Source organism: Hymenobacter sp. BT491, assembly GCF_014349165.1.
GTDB lineage: Bacteria > Bacteroidota > Bacteroidia > Cytophagales > Hymenobacteraceae > Hymenobacter > Hymenobacter jejuensis.
The window spans coordinates 1264901-1283418 of record NZ_JACSJJ010000001.1 but is presented as its reverse complement, the minus strand read 5'-3'; the positions used below and the strand labels follow the sequence as shown (position 1 = coordinate 1283418).

17 protein-coding genes are annotated in these 18518 nt (G+C 55.4%); 3 read left to right on the top strand and 14 right to left on the bottom strand.

Features of this window, described 5'->3' with window-relative positions; all coding sequences use genetic code 11:
- The first annotated feature begins 130 nt into the window (after window positions 1-130).
- Both H9I52_RS05450 and H9I52_RS05445 read left to right on the top strand, forming a co-directional pair.
- Window positions 131-601: a DUF962 domain-containing protein gene (locus tag H9I52_RS05450; RefSeq protein WP_187452996.1), complete on the top strand. Its 471-nt coding sequence runs from the start codon at window positions 131-133 to the stop codon at window positions 599-601.
- 170 nt (window positions 602-771) lie between these two features.
- A complete protein-coding gene (locus H9I52_RS05445; protein ID WP_187452995.1) occupies window positions 772-2865 on the top strand; it encodes a tetratricopeptide repeat protein in 2094 nt (697 codons plus the stop codon).
- Window positions 2866-2868: 3 nt separating this feature from the next.
- Here H9I52_RS05445 and H9I52_RS05440 read toward each other — a convergent pair whose 3' ends face one another.
- Window positions 2869-3666: a LytR/AlgR family response regulator transcription factor gene (locus tag H9I52_RS05440; RefSeq protein WP_187452994.1), complete on the bottom strand. Its 798-nt coding sequence runs from the start codon at window positions 3664-3666 to the stop codon at window positions 2869-2871.
- Between the two features lie 226 nt (window positions 3667-3892).
- Here H9I52_RS05440 and H9I52_RS05435 point away from each other — a divergent pair, with 226 nt between their 5' ends.
- Window positions 3893-4435 carry a hypothetical protein gene (locus tag H9I52_RS05435; protein ID WP_139513560.1) on the top strand — a complete coding sequence of 181 codons (543 nt, stop codon included), beginning with the start codon at window positions 3893-3895 and terminating at the stop codon, window positions 4433-4435.
- Between the two features lie 117 nt (window positions 4436-4552).
- Here H9I52_RS05435 and H9I52_RS05430 read toward each other — a convergent pair whose 3' ends face one another.
- From H9I52_RS05430 to H9I52_RS05370, 13 genes are all read right to left on the bottom strand, one after another.
- Window positions 4553-5299, bottom strand: a complete 747-nt coding sequence (locus tag H9I52_RS05430; protein ID WP_139513562.1) for a phenylalanine 4-monooxygenase — start codon at window positions 5297-5299, stop codon at window positions 4553-4555.
- Between the two features lie 442 nt (window positions 5300-5741).
- Window positions 5742-6770, bottom strand: a complete 1029-nt coding sequence (locus H9I52_RS05425) for a DoxX family protein (RefSeq protein WP_187452993.1) — start codon at window positions 6768-6770, stop codon at window positions 5742-5744.
- Between the two features lie 46 nt (window positions 6771-6816).
- Window positions 6817-7203 carry a hypothetical protein gene (locus tag H9I52_RS05420; RefSeq protein WP_187452992.1) on the bottom strand — a complete coding sequence of 129 codons (387 nt, stop codon included), beginning with the start codon at window positions 7201-7203 and terminating at the stop codon, window positions 6817-6819.
- A 93-nt stretch (window positions 7204-7296) separates the two neighbouring features.
- Complete coding sequence (locus H9I52_RS05415) at window positions 7297-8592, bottom strand: helix-turn-helix domain-containing protein (protein WP_187452991.1); 1296 nt, start codon at window positions 8590-8592, stop codon at window positions 7297-7299.
- 127 nt (window positions 8593-8719) lie between these two features.
- Window positions 8720-9733, bottom strand: coding sequence for a 3-deoxy-7-phosphoheptulonate synthase (gene aroF / locus H9I52_RS05410; protein WP_139513570.1), 1014 nt, complete (start codon window positions 9731-9733; stop codon window positions 8720-8722).
- 90 nt (window positions 9734-9823) lie between these two features.
- Window positions 9824-10606 (bottom strand): tryptophan synthase subunit alpha, encoded by a 783-nt coding sequence (gene trpA, locus H9I52_RS05405; RefSeq protein ID WP_187452990.1) that lies wholly within the window; start codon window positions 10604-10606, stop codon window positions 9824-9826.
- Complete coding sequence (gene trpB / locus H9I52_RS05400; protein ID WP_187452989.1) at window positions 10607-11821, bottom strand: tryptophan synthase subunit beta; 1215 nt, start codon at window positions 11819-11821, stop codon at window positions 10607-10609.
- Window positions 11822-11903: 82 nt separating this feature from the next.
- Window positions 11904-12629 (bottom strand): phosphoribosylanthranilate isomerase, encoded by a 726-nt coding sequence (locus tag H9I52_RS05395; RefSeq protein ID WP_187452988.1) that lies wholly within the window; start codon window positions 12627-12629, stop codon window positions 11904-11906.
- Between the two features lie 29 nt (window positions 12630-12658).
- Window positions 12659-13486, bottom strand: coding sequence for an indole-3-glycerol phosphate synthase TrpC (gene trpC, locus H9I52_RS05390; protein ID WP_187452987.1), 828 nt, complete (start codon window positions 13484-13486; stop codon window positions 12659-12661).
- Window positions 13487-13569: 83 nt separating this feature from the next.
- The gene (trpD, locus tag H9I52_RS05385; RefSeq protein ID WP_187452986.1) at window positions 13570-14556 is read right to left on the bottom strand and encodes an anthranilate phosphoribosyltransferase; all 987 of its coding nucleotides are present in this window, start codon (window positions 14554-14556) and stop codon (window positions 13570-13572) included.
- Window positions 14557-14619: 63 nt separating this feature from the next.
- Complete coding sequence (locus H9I52_RS05380) at window positions 14620-15198, bottom strand: anthranilate synthase component II (RefSeq protein WP_187452985.1); 579 nt, start codon at window positions 15196-15198, stop codon at window positions 14620-14622.
- Window positions 15199-15211: 13 nt separating this feature from the next.
- Entirely contained in the window at window positions 15212-16678 is a 1467-nt protein-coding gene (locus H9I52_RS05375) for an anthranilate synthase component I family protein (protein WP_139513584.1), read from the bottom strand.
- 415 nt (window positions 16679-17093) lie between these two features.
- Window positions 17094-18518 (bottom strand): alpha/beta hydrolase-fold protein, encoded by a 1425-nt coding sequence (locus H9I52_RS05370; protein WP_187452984.1) that lies wholly within the window; start codon window positions 18516-18518, stop codon window positions 17094-17096.

Here is an 18518-nt window from a genome sequence, read left to right as displayed (position 1 = left end):
GCTCGTGACGGAGGCTTTTTTGTTGGTACTCAGGTATTTGATAACCCCCGAAAATCCAATAGATTTACTATACTTTATTCCGGATTATGACACTTGGTTTAGTGTTTCACCCTTGTTTCCCACCCGGCTCATGGCTACGATCACCAACTTGCTTTCTGAATACGGGGAAAGTCATCAAAACCCCACCAACAAGCGCGTACACTGGATTTGCGTCCCCCTGATCATGTTCAGCTTGCTGGGCTTACTGTGGTCGGTACCGCTGCCGGCGGCCCTGCGCGAAACCAGCCCGTGGCTCAACTTGGCCACGGTTGTGATGGTGCTGGCAATAGGGTATTACTTACGGTTATCGGTGCCGCTGGCCCTGGGCATGATCGTCGTCTGCGCAGTTATCGTCGGGCTTTTACGGCTCCTAGATGCCCAATCGGCAGTGCCACTCTGGATGATCTGCCTCATTATTTTTGTACTCGCGTGGGTTGGACAATTCTGGGGGCATAAGGTAGAAGGCAAAAAGCCTAGCTTTCTAAAAGATGTGCAATTTTTGCTCATCGGGCCGCTCTGGCTGTTGCATTTTATTTACCAACGGCTAGGGTGGCATTATTGAACGCTTAACAACCTTTGCATTAACTCGTTCACTATAAGATATTTAACTTAACCCTCTACCGCTTGCAACACCTTTACCCACGCCTCTGCCAAACCGCTACATTCAGCTTTTTACTAGCCGCATTTTTACTATTCGGACCTGAACAAGGCCAGGCCGCAGCTACCCATCCATTGCCCCTAGATAGCCTCAACCATCGGTTAGCCATCGAAGGCCGCGACACTTCCCGCGTCAGTACCCTCGATGCTTTGGCTTGGACGCACCTTAATCTTGCCCATTACGACACGGCCCAAGCATTGCTCCGGAAAGCCCTGCCGTTGGCACGCACCCTGCATTTTGGAGTTGGTGAAGCACGCACCTTGTATTATATCGGCGAGGCCTACTCCCGCCAAGCCAAATTACCCGAAGCGGTTGCGTCGCTTCTAGAGGCCGAGAGCGCAGCAAAACGTACCCAAACGACAAGCCAGCTGCCTTCTATCTACCATACCTTGGCCGTGGTGTACAATACGCAAGGCAATTACGACGCAGCGCTGGCAACTGCCCAAAAAGCCTTGAAGCTGTGCGCTGCCTTGCACGATGAGAAGCGCGCCTTCAAGGCATGGTCGGATATGGGCTTTACGTATAGCCAGAAGGGCGATTTTCCTCGTGCCTTGCAGTGCTATCTGGAGTCCGTAAAGATTCAGCAGAAAGTTGGGGTCACGTCGGCTTTGGCGCGCACTTACGCCAGCATTGGCAACCTCTACGACGACCAAGACAATATTCCGCGGGCACTCGAATATTACCAGAAAGGGCTGGCCTTGCTCAAGCCAGAGGACCCGGCGGAGCGCAACACGCTGGGCCGGTTTTATGTCAATATGGGGGTGCTTAACTCCAAGCAAAACCACAATACGGAGGCAGAGCGGCTGTTTTTGGAGGCCAAGAAGATTTTTGAAAGTCTCCATCAACCCGCCGATGTAGGGGCCAGCATTGCGGTGTTGGCCAACTTGCTGACGAAGACTGGCCAGCTTCAGAAAGCCTTGCCCTATCATCAGCAAGCGTTGCATTTGCTCGAGCAAGGCGCCGACCAGAGCCTAATTCTTTCGGCGCAATTCAACCTAGCCGATACCTATGCCAAACTTGGACAAACCGCTCAGGCTGAAAAGCTTGCAAGCCAGTGCCTTGCGTTGGCGCAAAAGCTAGGCACGTATAATTGCCGCTACGAAGCCGCCACGCTGTTAGCTCAGCTGCGCAAGCAGCGTGGCGACTACAAACAGGCGCTAGAGTACACGGAGATTGCCAATGCCACGCAGGATTCCTTATTCAGCAAGGAAAAGTCGGAGGCGCTGGGCAAGCTGCAAGGCGACTTTGAGCTAAGCCAAGAACGTAACCGCGTATCGACGCTGCGCAAAGACCAACAGATTCAGGCGCAACAACTTCGGCAGCAGCGCTTTGTAGTAATAGGGTTGGCGGTGGGCTTTCTGGTAGTGCTGCTGGCTGGGTTGGCCTTGTGGCGTGTGAATAAGCTCCTAGGCCGCAAAAACCGCGAAATCGACCACCAACGGGCCACGCTGGCGCAGCTCAACGCCACCAAAGACCGCTTGTTCTCCATCATCGGCCATGACCTGCGCGGGCCACTCAACTCGCTGCACGCGTTCGTGTCGCTGCTGAACATCCGGCAGCTCCCCCAGGAAAAGCTGATGCAGTACTCGCAACGCCTCAACCAAACCCTCGACCAGACGCTGGCCCTCATCGATAACCTGCTCAGCTGGGCAGCTGTGCAGATGCAGGCTTCCGAACGCGTGAACCCCGAAAGCTTACTTTTGGAAGAAGCAGTGAATGAGAATTTTAGGCTCCTGCGCACTGCTGCTGAGCATAAAAATCTCACTATCAGCCATTTACTAGAGGGCGACGAATGGGCCTGGGCCGACCCCGACATGGTTCGGCTGGTGTTGCGCAACCTGCTCAGCAATGCCATCAAGTTTACGCCCCAGGGTGGCCGAATCACCGTTGCGGCCACCGAGGCCGATGCGCAATGGTGCCTATCTGTTACCGACACGGGCGTGGGCCTCGATGGCGAAACGTTGCATCAGCTGTTAGGGGTAGCTGCTTCGCCGCAAAGCACTGTGGGAACTGCCCAAGAGCCAGGCACGGGACTGGGTCTGGTGCTGTGCCGCGATTTTGTGGAGCGCAATGGCGGCCGCTTGTGGGCCGAGAGCGCAGGACCAGGCCAAGGCACAACCTTTCATTTTACATTACCGCGGGCAGGAGCCCTCAGCGTGGTGGCCTAAGCCTTAAGGCTTCCGCGTGATAAGCCGTTGTTGCACAACCCGTTCTGTAACTGCATCCCGAAATGTAAGCCCTAGCGGCACCGACATTTTGTTCACCTTCACATCCTGGTTGGTCACTACCTCAATCTTGCTGGCATTGACCAGAAAAGAGCGATGCGTGCGCACAAACAGGTTCTTAGGCAGTTGCTCCTCGATGTTTTTGAGGTTGACCAGGGTAATGTGCACAGTGCCGTCGAGTAGGTGAATCTTGGTGAAGTCGCGCATGGCTTCTACATAAACCACATCGGCGTAGCGCAGTTTTACAAACTGAAATTCGGTACGGATAAAGAAGTAATCTTCAGCTACTTCCAAGGGCTGCGCTTCCGAATCGGACGGAGCTGTCGTACCCGAATCGGCCGCCCCCTGCTGCCATTGGCGGCGAGCACTCACCATAAGCCGGGCTTTATCGACGGCACGGAGAAAGCGCTCAAACGTCAGAGGCTTTACTAAATAATCGACGGCATCAAGCTCGTAGGTTTGGGCGGCGTATTGCCGATGCGACGTCATAAAGATGACCAGGGGCGGCTGCCGCAGCGACCGAACCAACTCCAGCCCGTTGAGGCGCGGCATCTCAATATCGCTGATTAGCAACTCAGTAGGCTGCTGAGCCAGATGTTCAAAGGCCTGCATAGCGTCTTCGTACAAGCCTGTTAGCTGCAACGAAGGAATCTGCTCGACAAAGCTGCCGACGAGTTCGCGGACCAATAAATTATCTTCCAGCACAACGCAGCGCAGGGGTGCTTCCGGGTATCTCAAGGGCATAGCAGCTAGGAATAAGAATTCCGGAGAGGATAAAAGCTAGTTCGTAGACGCCGCGGCCACTCGGCCGACTTTGGGCGGCGGTTGGTAGACTTCGACGGGCAGATCCGAATAAGTGCAAATATTTTTCGGTCGAAATCGAAACAGAGCCGCTTGCTAAAGGCGCTTCTGCCAACGCTTTACCCGACAAATTCACACCTATTTCCTTCATTTTCCAAACTCCACCGTTATGAAAAACCTGTACTCTCTTCGCTCTCACCTGATTTTGCTGGTAGTGTTGCTGGTCACCGGTGCCGCCACTACTTCCTGCAACAAGATCAAGGATGCCATCAAGGTCAATTTTGGCCTGAACTACGCCGACCTGAATTTCGCCATCCAACCCACTTCCCAATCGACGTTTACCACCTCGTCCAGCAAGAGCTCGACCCTACAGGCTGAACTCGACAAAAACAAAGCGGCCGTCGATAAAGTGGTGCTTAAATCTGTGCTGTTTGAGCTGCAAGCGGGTTCGGCTTCCAATTTTGGCGCTATTTCCAGTGGCGAATGCTACCTCACGGCCAACGGCCAATCGGCCAAGCTGGGCTCTTTTCAAAATCCCGCCTCCAACACCCAGTCCATTAGTGTGACGGTTGAAAACGGGGACGACCTAAAGCAGTATTTGCAGGCTTCGCAGTTCACCGTGGAGTTGCGTGGTACGACGCGCCAAGCCATCCAAGACGCGATGCAGGTGAAAGGCACCATCAAATTCGAGGTGACCGGCAAGGCCAAGTAACTGACGCAATCTAATCACTCCTATTGCACAAAAGGCCGGTCACGCAATGCGCGACCGGCCTTTCACATCTATTTGAAAATCAAGCTATTATGATCTAATAAACTTATACTCAGCAAGTTACTCCACGGGGTTGAGCTGCCAGCCCGTGGCGAGCAACGCAGCCAGTTCGGCCACGCTTTCGGTGAGTTGCTCCCACGAGTTGAGCACGAAATACTGCTCCTGAAAACGCGCTTCGCTGTACGGCGTGTTGAGCACCTTAGCCAAGTCGAAAGGCTTGCGCGGCGTATCGTCGTTGATGCAATGATGGATTTCGCCTGCCGACGACAACAAGCCGGCTCCGTATATTTTGGGAGCGCCGTTTTCGGTAACCAAGCCAAACTGGACGGTAAAGCCGTACAAACGCCGCAACTGCTGCAACGCCGCCGGATCGTTGAGGTGCTGGCCGGCTACGTGCCCCAAAAAATGCAGGAAGTCGGCAAAAGCGTGGTCCATCAGCAGCGGCGCGTGCCCAAAGAGACCATGAAACAAATCGGGCTCTTCGATAAAATCGAACTGTTGCATCGACCGGATCCAGGCCGTAGCCGGAAACTTCCGCTCCGCCAGCAACCCGAAAAAGGTAGGCGCGTCGAGCAGGCCCGGCACCGGTGCCAACGACCAGCCCGTGGCTTTGTAAAGCCGCTCACTTACCTCATCGAAATTAGGGATGGCGCCGCGGTGGAATCCCACACGGCTTAGCCCTTTGCCAAAGGCAGCGGCGGCGCGCTTGTACAACAAGGCCGTTTGGCGGTCGAACAATACTTTCCACACCAATTGATCTTGGGCAGTGTACTGGTCGTAGTGTTGCGTGAACATGGCTTTGGACATAAAAAAAGCCCGATTTCCTTGCGGAGTCGGGCTTTGTGGTTTTCAGAGGTGAAGAAGCATGTTGCTCTCTTAGTTTCTGTACCGGCAATGCAGCCCGACTCCGTTCCCCGCAGGACGGTTAATTGTCAGATCAAAGCATTTCACAGACTGTTGGAGCATCATAACGGGAGCAAATATATAGATAACCTTACATAAAAGATATACTAGGGCAAGAAAAAATTTGAGGGCATTTTTAAGTTATACATTCGCCCATTGAAGTTATGACCTCAAATTATAAGGTCTTATTTGAAGAATTATCAATTTTATGACCATACCCCCTTTTAGTAGAGGGTCATTTTGCGAAAACGCATTATATATACTCGCAACCATTACGGTTTAAAGCCCAGTATCGCCTTCCAATCAATCATTCTGTTAAAAGGCTAATTACTGTTTTAGTAACTTCTTAATGTTCAAATTGATATAGATTTCGCACGAAGTATTGCAGCCCATCTTGGTACTTCACTTCTTTTACCACCGACCAATGCTGCTCACTTAGGTCAATGGTCTTGCGGATAGTACAGGGCTTGTTGTCATCCATACCGGGACCTTCGAGTACCAAGTGCAGCCCTTGGGGTGTAGATGTGGTTTTGGCCACCACCCGGAGCTTCGAGGACCACGTTATTTCCCTGCCATCGGCCGAAAACACGAGTGTATCTTGGCCCTGCACGCTTCGGGTGGCCGATTCGCGATAGGTGAAAGCTAAGGTGAGCTGACGAGGTGCCGTTTGCGTTGCGCTGAGCGTAGTGGGCAACGTCACCGGCTTCTGAGTACGATAATCAAGGTACGTGAGCGTGCCGGTCCAGTCGTTGCGAAGCAGTTTGTCGAACTCAGCTACGCTGGTGGTTGCACCTGCCCTTTGGGCCAAGGCGTTTCCGGTTGCGCCAATTACCATCAAGGCCAGCAACGCTATTTGGGGTGCCGTCACCTTGATTGCCGCAGGTGCCAACGACCGGTGTTGCAGCCAGTTATCCAGCGAATAACGGCCTCCCCCTACCGTCGTCACGAGCACGAAGGCCCAGAAAAGCAGTTGCTGGTAATACATCCCCAGAATTGGTTCTGGCGCGTCGTACCACAAAAACGCAATCAGCAGAAACTGGATCGCCAGTTGCAAGCCACCCCAGCGGGTAAGCAGCCCCACGGCCACCAGCAAGCCACCCACAAACTCACCCCAGGTGGCCAGCCAAGCCCAGAAATACGGTGAAGGATACGTAAAACCAAGATTAGCAACCTGTTGCACAAACCAATCGGGCGGGCTTAAAGCCGTGGCTCCGCTAGCCAGCTTGGCGCTTTCTTGGGCCGTGGAAAGGTTTATCAGCTTCGACCAACCCGCCCCTATGGCAATGGACAGACCCAGGTGCAGACGGAACAACAGCCAAGCCACATCGGCCAGGCGCGAAGAAAAGGGTGCAGTAGCAAACAGCAGTTTTTTCATGATGATGCACGAGCAAAGAGTGAGGAGATTAGTTGGGCGAGCCGTTTTATGGGCGCTTTGCTTCGGTGCTCATACTCAAGCCCGTATCGCCGGTAATTTGCAAGTCTAGGTGCGCCGTGGTGGCGGCAGGGTTCGCAAGCACGGCCGCCGAACCAGACGCAAACTGGAGCGTAACTTGCTGCCCAGATTTCAAGATGGCTTTGGACACGAGTTTGCCAGTAGCGGGTCGTTCCAGCGCTTCGACTGCTGTGGGGCCTACGTTGCGGGCCATTACCTTGAAAGCGCCACGCTGGCCACCGCCGAGCACAAACTGGTGGCTGGGTTCAATGAACAGATCAGAATGGACGCTGCCGAAGCAAGCGGCCGCCAGCAAAATGAGGCCGCCAAACAACGCTACCGCTGTTAGCGGGCGCGTGATAATCAGAGTACACATAAGATCAGAGAGTTAGAAGGGTGAAAGGATGCCCCAAAGCAACGCCCTTCTCCTACTCCAAACGCCCCGAATTACAGTCCGGGACGTCCCATCTTATGAATTGAGACCCGCCGCGATCTCACTTGGCGTAGCACCCCGCAGTTTCTTGAACACGCGGTTGAAAGTCGATTTTGAATTAAAGCCCGATTCTAGCGCCACGGCCAGCAAGGTGTAGTGCCGAAAATTGGGGTTTTGCAACTTGCGCTCGGCTTCGGCAACGCGGTAGGTGTTGACGTAATCGTTGAAGTTTTGCCCAAAACAGGAGTTGATCACGCGCGACAGCAGCGACGTGTTGGTGCGCAACTGCGCAGCCAAGGTGCTGAGCGTAAGCTCGGGAGCCAAATAAGGGCGGTCGGTTTCCATGAGCCGCGTAAGCTTTGCGGCCCAACGCTGTAAGTCTGGTTCGGCAGTCACGTCTGCCTTACTTACCTGTGGCTCTGCTGTAGCTACCGTTGCAGTTGTGCCATTTAGATAGGACAAGTCATCTTGTACATCTATCTGATTATCAAGTATTTCTGACAAGCCTATAAATTGCCCATGTTCTACCGCTTCTGGTTGAAAGCGTAATGGCGCAACGAGTTGATAATTAGCCAATAAGCCAGCTATGCTCAGGTAATACACCAGCACGCCCGTCGCCAAAAAGGAATACCAAAACTGGACGTACGTGAGCTTTACCACACTCAGGTTCACGAAGTTAAACAGCAAAACTATCCCTAAGCCCAAGAGCACGGCATAGAGCAAGTTGCGCAACCAGGAAAATTTAATTCGCTCAGTATCAGAGAAGTAATTGTTGATGTAGTGGCGGTATTGGCGGTACTCACGGAGCGTAAGCCACGCGTACACCACCACCGAAATGTAGCCACCGGCTTCTATCCACGGGCTTACTTCGTCGTTGATGCATGCCCAGCGCCCTTTCGTACCGTAGTGATTCAGAAAGGGTTGGCCTTGGATTTCGTGCTGCCATACTACATCATACCACCCAACCAATACAATCCAAGCCAAATACAAAGCTTCCGGCGCGAAATGCCAGAGTTGCGCGCGGCTAAAGCGGAATTCGCGGTTGGTTAGGCTCCGAAAGTAGAAGTAGAATACCGGCCCCAACGCCAGCCAATGGCTGAAGGGAAAGTAGAACATGAACGTGGAGTGGGCGTCGTGCGAATCGTACCAGTTGGCGAAGCCCAGCATCCACTGCATCAGGGGTAACGTATTGAGCAACAACAACAACGCCAGCCACCGGTCCGAAGCCGTGTCGTTTTGCCGCGCCCGAATTACCAGCAACGCTGCGAACACCATGCCCTGCAGGAAAAAGGGCAGCAACAGCGAACTGTAGGCGTTAAACTCGAATAGCATAGTTTAGACAATCAGGCAGTTGCGCTAAAACTACTCAACATTAAACTCCGGCAATATTCTAAAACAAAAAACCCTGCCGAGCGTGTGTAGCTCGGCAGGGTTTTGATCTATCTATGCGTAAGTACCTTTATTCCAACTCGTTACGCAAGGCATACACCTTGCGTAAGTTGTGAATTAGGCGCTCCGACTCGGCAAAATTCAGGGTTTGCTGACCGTCGGAAGCGGCTTCTTCGGGCTTTTCATGGGCTTCGTACAGGATGCCATCGGCCCCGGCCATGACCCCGGCTAGCGCCATCGGCGCGACATATTCGCGAATGCCGATGCCGTGCGACGGGTCGACCATAACGGGCAGGTGCGTTTTTTCCTTCAGAATCGGTATCGCGTTCAAATCCAAAGTGTTGCGGCTGGCTGTTTCGAAGGTTCGGATGCCGCGCTCGCAGAGAATTAGCTTTTCGTTGCCGCCCGAAAACACGTATTCGGCCGAGGAAAGCAACTCTTCAATGGTGCCCGAAATGCCGCGTTTGATCAACACCGGCTTGTCGACGCCGCCTAGCGCGTCTAACAAGTTGAAGTTCTGCGTGTTGCGCGCACCTACTTGAAACACATCCACGTAGTCGTGCATCTCCTCCACCTGCGACACCTGCATCACTTCGGTCACGATTTTGATGCCGCGGGCGCGGGCCATTTGGTGAAATTGCTTCAGGCCTTCCATCCCCAAACCCCGGAACGAATACGGGGACGAACGCGGCTTAAACACGCCACCGCGCATCAGGCGCACGTCGTTGTCGACGAGGTGCTGCATGATTTTCTCCATCTGGGCCTCGCTTTCGATGCTGCACGGCCCGGCCACGATACTCAGCGTTCCCTCCCCAATCCGAACGCCGTCGCCGAGGTCGAGCACGGTTGGGCGCACGCGCCACTTACGCGATACGAGTTTGTAGTCGTCGGAAACGCGATGAATGTCCAGAATGCCCGGCAACTGGCCCACCGTCCGGATGTCGAAATCGCCTTTGCCAATGCTCACAAGGTAGTTGGCCCGCTGCGTGGTTACTTCCGTGACCTTGTATTTCAGGGCTTTAATGCGGGAAATAATATCCTGCTTGGCACCCTCGGTAATGTTCTTTTCGAGTTGAATAATCATGAAGCGAAGCTTGTGTAGCCGAAGCGAGCTTGTCGGTTCGACCTCTTGTGTTCATCCTTTTGCCAAAGCTCCAGATGAAAGGAAATCGGGTTAGTTCAGGACGGAAGAAACGAAAGCTTTGGCCGCCGCTGGCGCATCGGTGGCGCCTTCCAGCGAGCGAATCAGCGCCGAGCCGATAATGGCGCCATTGGCGTATTCGCAGGCACGATCGAAAGACTTTTTGTCACCAATGCCGAAACCAATAAGGCGCGGATTGCGCAAGCCCATCTCCGCAACGCGCTTGAAATAAGCCTCTTGTGTGTCGCTATCCTGCGTGGTGCCACCGCCCGTAGTGCCGGGGCCAGAGACCAAGTACAGGAAGGAATCGGTCAGGGCATCTATGCGGCGGATGCGCTCCGGGGCCGTTTGGGGCGTGATCAGAAACACGGGCTGCAGGCCGTAGCGCTGAAAAATCTCCTTGTATTCTTCCTCGTATTCTACCAGCGGCATGTCGGGCAGAATCAGGCCGTCGGCGCCGGCAGCAGCGGCTTGTTCACAAAATTTTTCGATGCCGAACTGGAGCACGGGATTCAGATAGCCCATCAGCAGAATGGGCGTTTCGGGCACGCGCTGGCGGATATCCTTGAGCTGCTCGAACAGCACGTATAGGTTCATGCCGTTTTGCAAGGCCACAGTACTGCTTTGCTGGATCACCGGACCGTCGGCCAAGGGGTCTGAAAACGGCATTCCGATTTCGATGAGGTCGGCGCCCGAAGCGGCCAGCGTTTCCAGCAGCGGCACCGTAGCATCGAGCGTAGGATAACCGGCTGTGAAATAAATATTTAGCAGACGATTTTGCTTTTTGGCAAACGTCTGAGCGATACGGTTTTGCATTTAGTTTGAGGCAGAATCGGAAGCGTAGGAATTCAGCTTCTCGGCGTATTTCAAATAGGTTTCCAGATCCTTGTCGCCACGGCCCGATAGGTTGACGACGACTACATCGTCGGGGCCGGCGCCGAGCTGCGCCAGCGCGGCCAGCGCGTGCGCCGTTTCCAAGGCCGGAATAATGCCTTCCAAACGGCTCAACTCGGCCACGGCGTACAGGGCTGCTTCGTCGTCGATGCTGATAAAGCGCGCCCGGCCCGACACGGCCAAGTGCGCATGCAACGGGCCTACACCCGGATAATCTAGGCCCGCCGACAGCGAATACGGCTCCGTAATCTGGCCGTGCTCATCTTGCATGAGCAGCGTGCGCGAGCCGTGAATAATGCCCGGCTTGCCCAGCACCGAGGTAGCGGCCGAGTGGCCTGAATCGATGCCGTGGCCGGCGGCTTCGACCGCCACGAGTTGCACAGAAGGCTCGTCGAGGAAATGGTAGAACGCACCCGCTGCATTGGAGCCACCGCCCACGCAAGCCACCACGTAATCAGGCAGTTCGCTGCCGGTTTTTTCCAGCAATTGCTTGCGCATCTCCTCGCTGATCACCGATTGCAAACGCGCCACCAAATCGGGGTACGGGTGCGGACCCACCACCGAGCCAATGATGTAGTGCGTGTCCACCGGATTCGAGATCCAGTCTCTAATGGCCTCATTGGTAGCGTCTTTCAGCGTTTGGCTGCCGCTGGTAACGGGGCGAACCTCGGCGCCGAGCAAGCGCATCCGCTCCACGTTGGGGCGCTGGCGCTCGGTGTCAATTTTGCCCATATACACGATGCATTCCATGCCCATCAGTGCACACACTGTGGCCGTGGCCACGCCGTGCTGACCGGCGCCGGTTTCGGCGATGATGCGCTTTTTGCCCAGGCGCCGCGCCAGCAAAATCTGCCCGACGGTGTTGTTGATCTTGTGCGCGCCGGTGTGGCACAGGTCTTCACGCTTCAAGTACACCTTCGTGTTGTATTTCTCCGACAGGCGCTTGGCGTAAAACAAAGGCGTCGGGCGGCCCACATAATCGCGCAGCAGGCTCTGAAACTCCCGCTGAAACTCTGGGTCGGCCATAATCGTGAGGTACTGCTCGCGCAACTCTTCCACATTCGGATAAAGCATTTCCGGGATGAAAGCGCCTCCGAATTGGCCGTAGTAGCCGCGGTCGTTGGGTTGGTAGGACATAAACAGGGAAAACTCGTTTAAGTATGCTAAGCAAGCCAAAACCATAAGATATTGATTATCAAACAGTTATTAGCTAAATGAATTAAGATTCTCTAGTGCTTTCGGTAGCCGCGGTTTGAGGCTCGCTGCGGCTGAGTCGGCTCAACATTGCGTGCAGTCGGCCGATGTCCTTTTGGGCTGGCGCCACCTCAAAGCGGCTGTTCAGATCGATGGCAAAGAGGCCAGGCAACCGGAGCGAGGCCAGCGTTTCGGCGTGCTCCAGATCCAAGCCACCAGCCAGAAAATAGGGCACCGACAGCGGATACTGCCGTAGGATGTTCCAGTCGAACGTAGTGCCGTTGCCGCCGGGTTGCAGCCCTTTCGTATCGAAAAGAAAGTAATCGCAGTGGGCCGCGTAAGGCTGCAACGCGTTGAAATCAAAGACATTGCCTATCGAGAAGGCTTTGATCACTTGTACATTTGCCTGACGCAGCTCGGCGCATTGGGCGGGCATTTCTGCGCCGTGCAGTTGCACGAGGTCGAGGGCAAAGCGGGCCACTTGCTGCCGGATGTAGTCGGAAGGCTGATCGACAAACACGCCTACTTTGCGCAGACTATCAGGCAGTTCGCGCATCATTTCCGAGTTCAGCTCGTCGGCCGCGAAGCGAGACGAGTTGGGGGAAAAGATGAAGCCCATAAAATCCGGAGCCAGTGCAGCGACTGCGTCGATGTTTTCGGCAAACTTCATCCCGCACACTTTCACGCGCAGCCTGTGATTCGCGCTAGCGGGCGCGTCGTACTTCGTTGGCGGTGAGAGGAGATCGGACATGGCGGTTGCTGAACGTGGAAATGAGCTTGCTACAATACGGTTACGGGTTCGGTGGCGCGCAGTTCCTGCACCAACGTGCTGCACGCTTTTTCGGGCCGGCTGTGGCGCATGAAGGCTTCCCCGATCAGGAAACCGCGGTAGCCCGCGCCCCGCAACTGCTCGATAGCGGCCGCCGAAGTCAGCCCGCTCTCCGATACTTTCACAAACTCTGCAGGAATGCGTTGGGCAAGCTCCATCGAGGTGTCGAGGCTGACGCTGAAGTCGTGGAGGTTGCGGTTATTTACGCCGACTAGGTTCACGGCATCGGCGTGCAGCGTACGGTCAAGTTCTTCACTATCATGCACTTCCAAGAGCACTTCTAAACCTAATTCGCGGGCGAAGCGGCCGAGGCTCAGCACTTGATCGGCGGTGAGCACAGCGGCAATGAGCAACACGGCATCGGCCCCGATGCTTTTGGCTTCCAGAATCTGGTAGGCATCCACTACGAAATCCTTGCGCAGAATGGGGCAGAAATTGTAGCGCCGCGCGATGGTAAGGTCTTCGTTTTTGCCGCCGAAAAACTCAGTATCCGTCAGCACCGATAACGCGGAAGCACCGGCTTGCATGTAGCCCAGCGTGGTGCGCTCCACCGGCGCGTGCGGATTGATCCAACCCTTCGACGGCGATTTGCGCTTAAACTCGGCGATGATGCCGCTCAAATCGTCGCGCAGCAGATACTTACGCAGCGACAGCGGTTGGTTTTCGAAGTACAGGCTGCGTTCGAGCAGTTTAACGGGCACTAGGCTTTGTCGCTCAGCCACTTCACGGCGTTTGTGCGCGATAATCTGGTCGAGAATGGTGGCAGAAGATGAACTCATATACGGGGTGCAGGCAGGCCGCGGGTTAAGAACAAGCGAGGAGAAAAGTCAGGGCCTGAACACCCTGACGCTGAAGATGGTGCTTAGCCAAGTAACAAACGAAACGCTTCGCGGGCTTTGCCGGAGTCCAGCGACTCGCGGGCCGCGTCCAAAGCTTCGGCAAATGAGAAATCGGGATTGATGCATTGTAGCCCAAGGGCGGCATTGGCCGTGACCACGTCGCGCTGGGCCGGCGTGGCCCGGCCTTCCAGCACGCCCAAAAATAAATCGGCCGATTCGGCTACGGTATTGCCGCCCGCCAATTCTTCGGGAGCATAGGCTGGCAAGCCCAGCGTTTCGGCCGTAACCAAGCGCTCGCCGGCCGCCGACCCAATTTTGGCCTCGCCGGTCAGGGAGAGTTCGTCGTAGCCGTCTAAGGCATGCACTACGGCGTAGCGCGTAGCTGTTTGCTGAAACAAATACTGATAGAGCCGCAGCAGTTCCAGGCTAAACACACCGGCTAGTTGGGCGGCTGGCCGCGCCGGATTCACTAGCGGACCTAGAATGTTGAAGAACGTCCGCACGCCCAATTCCCGCCGGATTGGCCCGGCATGGCGCATGGCCGGATGAAAAGCCGGCGCGTGCAGAAAGCAGATGTTGGCACGGTCGAGTTGGTGACGCAACGTATCCGAGGAGGCTTCGAAATCGTAGCCGAAATGCGCCAGGATATTCGACGAGCCGCAAATTGACGAGACGCCGATGTTGCCGTGCTTGGCCACTTTATAGCCCGCCCCAGCTACCACAAAGCAGGCCAGCGTCGAGATGTTGAACGTGTCCTTGCCGTCGCCACCCGTCCCGACGATGTCGAGCACTTCGTGGGTGCCCAGTTGCGGGTTGCGCGACAAATCCAGCAACGCATCGCGAAAGCCCGCCAGCTCCGATACCGTAATCGGGCGCATCCGATACACAGCCAGAAAAGCCGCCGTTTCTGCCGCATTGGCCGCCCCCTGGCCCAACTGCAACATAGCCTCGCGCGCTTCGTCGCGGGTCAGGGTTTGCTGGTCAAAAAGCGTGGTGAGGATCGTTTTCAAAGTATTGATCTACTGATGGTTACTAAATCAAAAAAGAGAGCAACAGAAGGCGTGCTTCTGCAATTAATCTTCTCCTTCCAGCCAGTTTTTCAGCATCTGGTGGCCGTGTTCGGTGAGGATGGATTCGGGGTGGAACTGCACGCCGCGCACGTCGTATTGGCGGTGGCGCAGGGCCAGCACTTGGCCGTTGGCGTCGCGAGCCGTGATTTCAAGCTCCTCCGGAAAAGTATCCGGCGAAACCACCCACGAATGATAGCGGCCGACCCGAAATTGCTGCGGCAAGCCCTGAAAAAGCCGGTCTTCGCTGGTAATGATATCGGCGTCGGTGGCGATGCCGTGCAGCACGGCCGGCAGGTTATACAACTGAGCCCCAAAGCTTTCGGCAATGCCCTGGTGGCCAAGACACACACCCAGCATGCGTTTGGTGGGCGCAAACCGACGGATTACTTCTGGCATCAGGCCCGCTTCGGAAGGCACTCCGGGGCCGGGCGACAGCATGATGGCATCGTACTGCTCCACTGCATCGAGGTCGATTTTGTCGTTGCGCACCACATCAACATTATCGCCGTATCCGAGCTCGCGCAGCAACTGCACGAGGTTGTAGGTGAAGGAATCGTAGTTATCGAGAACGAGAATTTTCATCGGTTCTAAGCAGTTATTGGTTCGCGCCTTGGCCAGCAGCCACATCCGCCGTCGTGATTTTGGCTCCCACCGATTCGGCTTCGTGCAGGGCTTTGCGTAGGGCGGCCAGTTTGTGGTGCACTTCGTTGAGTTCCGAATTGATATCCGACGCCGCCACTACGCCGGCGCCGGCCTGGTAATAAAGCTGGTTGCCCGTACTCAGAAACGAGCGAATCATGATGGCGTGGTTAAAGTCGCCGTTGAAGCCCAAATAGCCCAGGCAGCCACCGTAATAACCACGGCCCGTAGGTTCCAGTCCGTCAATGAGTTGCATGGCGCGGTGCTTTGGAGCCCCGGAGAGCGTGCCGGCCGGAAAGGTATCGGCCACCACTTGCAGCGACGTGGCGTTGGCGGCCAGCGTGGCGGCTACATGGCTCACCAAGTGAATGACGTGCGAGTAATATTGGATTTCCTGAAACACCTTCACCTTTACTTGGTCGCCGTGGCGGGCGAGGTCATTGCGGGCGAGGTCCACGAGCATGGTGTGCTCTGCTTTTTCCTTGGGGTCGGCGGCGAGCTTTTGGGCCAATGCGGCGTCTTCTACGTCGTGGCCAGTGCGGCGAAACGTGCCGGCAATCGGGAACAAGCTGGCTTCGCGGCCTTTAATTAACAGCTGCGTTTCGGGCGACGAGCCGAAGATTTTGAAGTTGCCGTAGTCGAAGTAAAACAGGTACGGCGACGGGTTGATCGAGCGCAGCGCCCGGTACACGTTGAATTCGTCGCCCACAAACCCTTGCGCAAAGCGGCGCGACAACACGATCTGAAACACGTCGCCGCGGCGGCAATGCTGCTGACCAGCAGCCAGAACTTTCAGAAACTCCTCGTCGGTTTGGTTGGTGGTCTCCTCCCCTTCGGTGGCAAACCCAAACTCCGGCAAGCTGGGGTTGCGGATCAGGTTGACCAACCGCTTCAGGCCGTCGTGGTCGACGGGCTCGTTTTCCAGCGTGTGCTCAAACACAAACAGCTCGTTGCGGAAGTGGTTGATAGCGATGACGTAACGGTACGTGCCGTAGATAATATCCGGAATCTGACCGGCCGCTTCTTTCTCTTGGTTCAGCGTCAGATCCTCGAAATACTGCACCGCTTCGTAGCCAATGTAGCCAAACAAGCCGCCGGTGATGAAGTCATACTCCTGCTTTTCGGTGCGGAAGCTGCCTGCAAACTCGCGCAGCCGCTCCAGCGCCAAACGCGGTTCGGCCAGCGTTTCGGTTTCGAACGTATCGTCGGGTAGTTTCAAGCGCAACTCGCCCCGGCTCACTTCAAAACTCGCCAGCGGGTCGAAGGCCAGGTAAGAAAAAGCGTTCTGTTGGCCGTGATAATCAGAGCTTTCCAACAACAGGCAGTTGGAATACCGATCGCGCAAACGCAGGTACAGACCCACGGGCGTAACCGTGTCGGCAAGCAAGCGAACATGGCGGGTTTTGAGCGAAAATTCTTTCATCGTTTCTCACGGCTACCACCGTGCAGGACTGAAGATGGAGTGTAGTTTGAACGCAATGGGCAATAAAAAAAGCCCGGCGGTTGGCCGGGCTTTCCTTGATGTTCGATGCGAAGGTTATGTACTGACCTTACCGCACGCACAGGCTTTCCCGTCCGGAGTTTCGGAGAGGCCACCACCAGGCTTGCAGAGTCAGTTGAGAGATCATAATGGGGATAAAGCATGGGGCTTTATTGTCGCAAATATAACGCCGGGTGCGGGACGCGCAAATAAGTAAGCGCATTTCCGATTCAAATTTTTCCGTTTTCGATCCATTTCACGCTTAGCAGCTCAGTACAAACCGATGCATTACCAGTCTGTTGCGGCCTCGATCATTCGTTTTTAAGAATAATACTATACCCATACAAGTATCTAATTATCAATAATTTATATATTCTTGATTCCCGGTAAGCTTGCCGGCTCGTATGCGTAGTGCATACGTTCCTTGGGCAAGCTTGCTGAGGTCAATGCTTTCGTTGGCATGCACCCGTTTTTTCAGCACCGTGCGCCCCTGCGGGTCTTTAAGCTCTAAGCGGGCTGTGCGCACCGATTCGGGTAACTGCATGACTAACTCATTATTACTGCCTGCGTAAGCGCTGTACGCTAATGCCGACGGGTGGCCGGCAGCGGTAGGCGCGTACAACCATTGATAAGCAGCAGGAAACTCGCGCTTCCAAAACCATTCGGCGTGCTGGCCGTCGGGGGTGGCCCGGTAGGTCATGTTGGCGGCTGGGAAACCCCGCTTCTGCAACGAATCGCGCAGGGCAGCCATCAGCGGCACCATTGTTTCGCTTTCGGGCGTGGCGGCCACAAAATAAAAAGAGGTCGTCGGCACAGGCTTCGTGCTGGCAACGAATTGAAACAGAGAATCTTTCGCGAACCAAAAAGCCGGAGAGAAGATACCCGCCTTGCTATAAACTGCGGGGTATTTCAGGGCGGCATACAAGGAGATCAACCCGCCCATGGACGACCCGGCAATGCCCGTAAACTCCCGCCCCGACAGCGTACGGTAGTGCGCATCGATGTACGGTTTCAGGGTATGGGCCATAAAATCGACGTACCGATCGCCCTCGCCGCCCCCGTACTGCGGGTTACGCCACGGCGAGAGCTCATCGAGGCGGGAGCTCCCACCGTTATCCACGGCCACCACGATAGTGCCTTGGTCCTGACCGGTTTGCTGCAACTGCCGCAGCGTTTCGTCAATCCCCCATTCGCCGCTAAACGAGGTAAAATCGTCGAATACGTTCTGTCCGTCGTGCACATACAGCACTGGGTAGCGGCGCGTTCCGGCCGTGTAATCGTTGGGCAGGTAGATCCAGATGCGGCGCGTGCGGTTGAGTTGCGGTATGCGGAAGCTGTCGGCTACCACCGCAACATTGGCGGTAACCGTGTGTTGCTTGGGTGGTTTGCGGCCTGCCATGTCGGCCCAATTCGCGATCTGCTGAGGTATAATGGCGGTGTTGCCGTAGCTAAAGCGACGATTGGCGACGTCTTTGCCGTCAGCCTCCACTTCCACCGACTCCCACGAGCCGCGCGTAAACTTGTATTCGGCATTGCCAGAGCCAGCGGGCAGAGTGATCTGATAACTCCCGTCGGCATTTTTGGTGAGCGCTGAAGCCGCTGGGTTCCAATTATTAAAGGAGCCAGCCACATAAATCTTTGCCGTAGCGGGCGTGCTGGCCGGCACCGCCATGACCTTTAGGGTAGGCTGACCTAGGGCCACCACAGCCACGCCTTGCAGAAGCACCACCAATCCAACAAGGCCACACGAATTCAGGATTTTACACAAAGCTTTGATAATCAT

Coding starts and splice junctions, on each gene's coding strand:
- H9I52_RS05450 (WP_187452996.1), top strand. CDS start 131: ATGGCTACGATCACCAACTTGCTTTCTGAATACGGGGAAAGTCATCAA.
- H9I52_RS05440 (WP_187452994.1), bottom strand. CDS start 3,666: ATGCCCTTGAGATACCCGGAAGCACCCCTGCGCTGCGTTGTGCTGGAA.
- H9I52_RS05435 (WP_139513560.1), top strand. CDS start 3,893: ATGAAAAACCTGTACTCTCTTCGCTCTCACCTGATTTTGCTGGTAGTG.
- H9I52_RS05430 (WP_139513562.1), bottom strand. CDS start 5,299: ATGTCCAAAGCCATGTTCACGCAACACTACGACCAGTACACTGCCCAA.
- H9I52_RS05425 (WP_187452993.1), bottom strand. CDS start 6,770: ATGAAAAAACTGCTGTTTGCTACTGCACCCTTTTCTTCGCGCCTGGCC.
- H9I52_RS05420 (WP_187452992.1), bottom strand. CDS start 7,203: ATGTGTACTCTGATTATCACGCGCCCGCTAACAGCGGTAGCGTTGTTT.
- H9I52_RS05415 (WP_187452991.1), bottom strand. CDS start 8,592: ATGCTATTCGAGTTTAACGCCTACAGTTCGCTGTTGCTGCCCTTTTTC.
- aroF (WP_139513570.1), bottom strand. CDS start 9,733: ATGATTATTCAACTCGAAAAGAACATTACCGAGGGTGCCAAGCAGGAT.
- trpA (WP_187452990.1), bottom strand. CDS start 10,606: ATGCAAAACCGTATCGCTCAGACGTTTGCCAAAAAGCAAAATCGTCTG.
- trpB (WP_187452989.1), bottom strand. CDS start 11,821: ATGTCCTACCAACCCAACGACCGCGGCTACTACGGCCAATTCGGAGGC.
- H9I52_RS05395 (WP_187452988.1), bottom strand. CDS start 12,629: ATGTCCGATCTCCTCTCACCGCCAACGAAGTACGACGCGCCCGCTAGC.
- trpC (WP_187452987.1), bottom strand. CDS start 13,486: ATGAGTTCATCTTCTGCCACCATTCTCGACCAGATTATCGCGCACAAA.
- H9I52_RS05380 (WP_187452985.1), bottom strand. CDS start 15,198: ATGAAAATTCTCGTTCTCGATAACTACGATTCCTTCACCTACAACCTC.
- H9I52_RS05375 (WP_139513584.1), bottom strand. CDS start 16,678: ATGAAAGAATTTTCGCTCAAAACCCGCCATGTTCGCTTGCTTGCCGAC.
- H9I52_RS05370 (WP_187452984.1), bottom strand. CDS start 18,518: ATGATTATCAAAGCTTTGTGTAAAATCCTGAATTCGTGTGGCCTTGTT.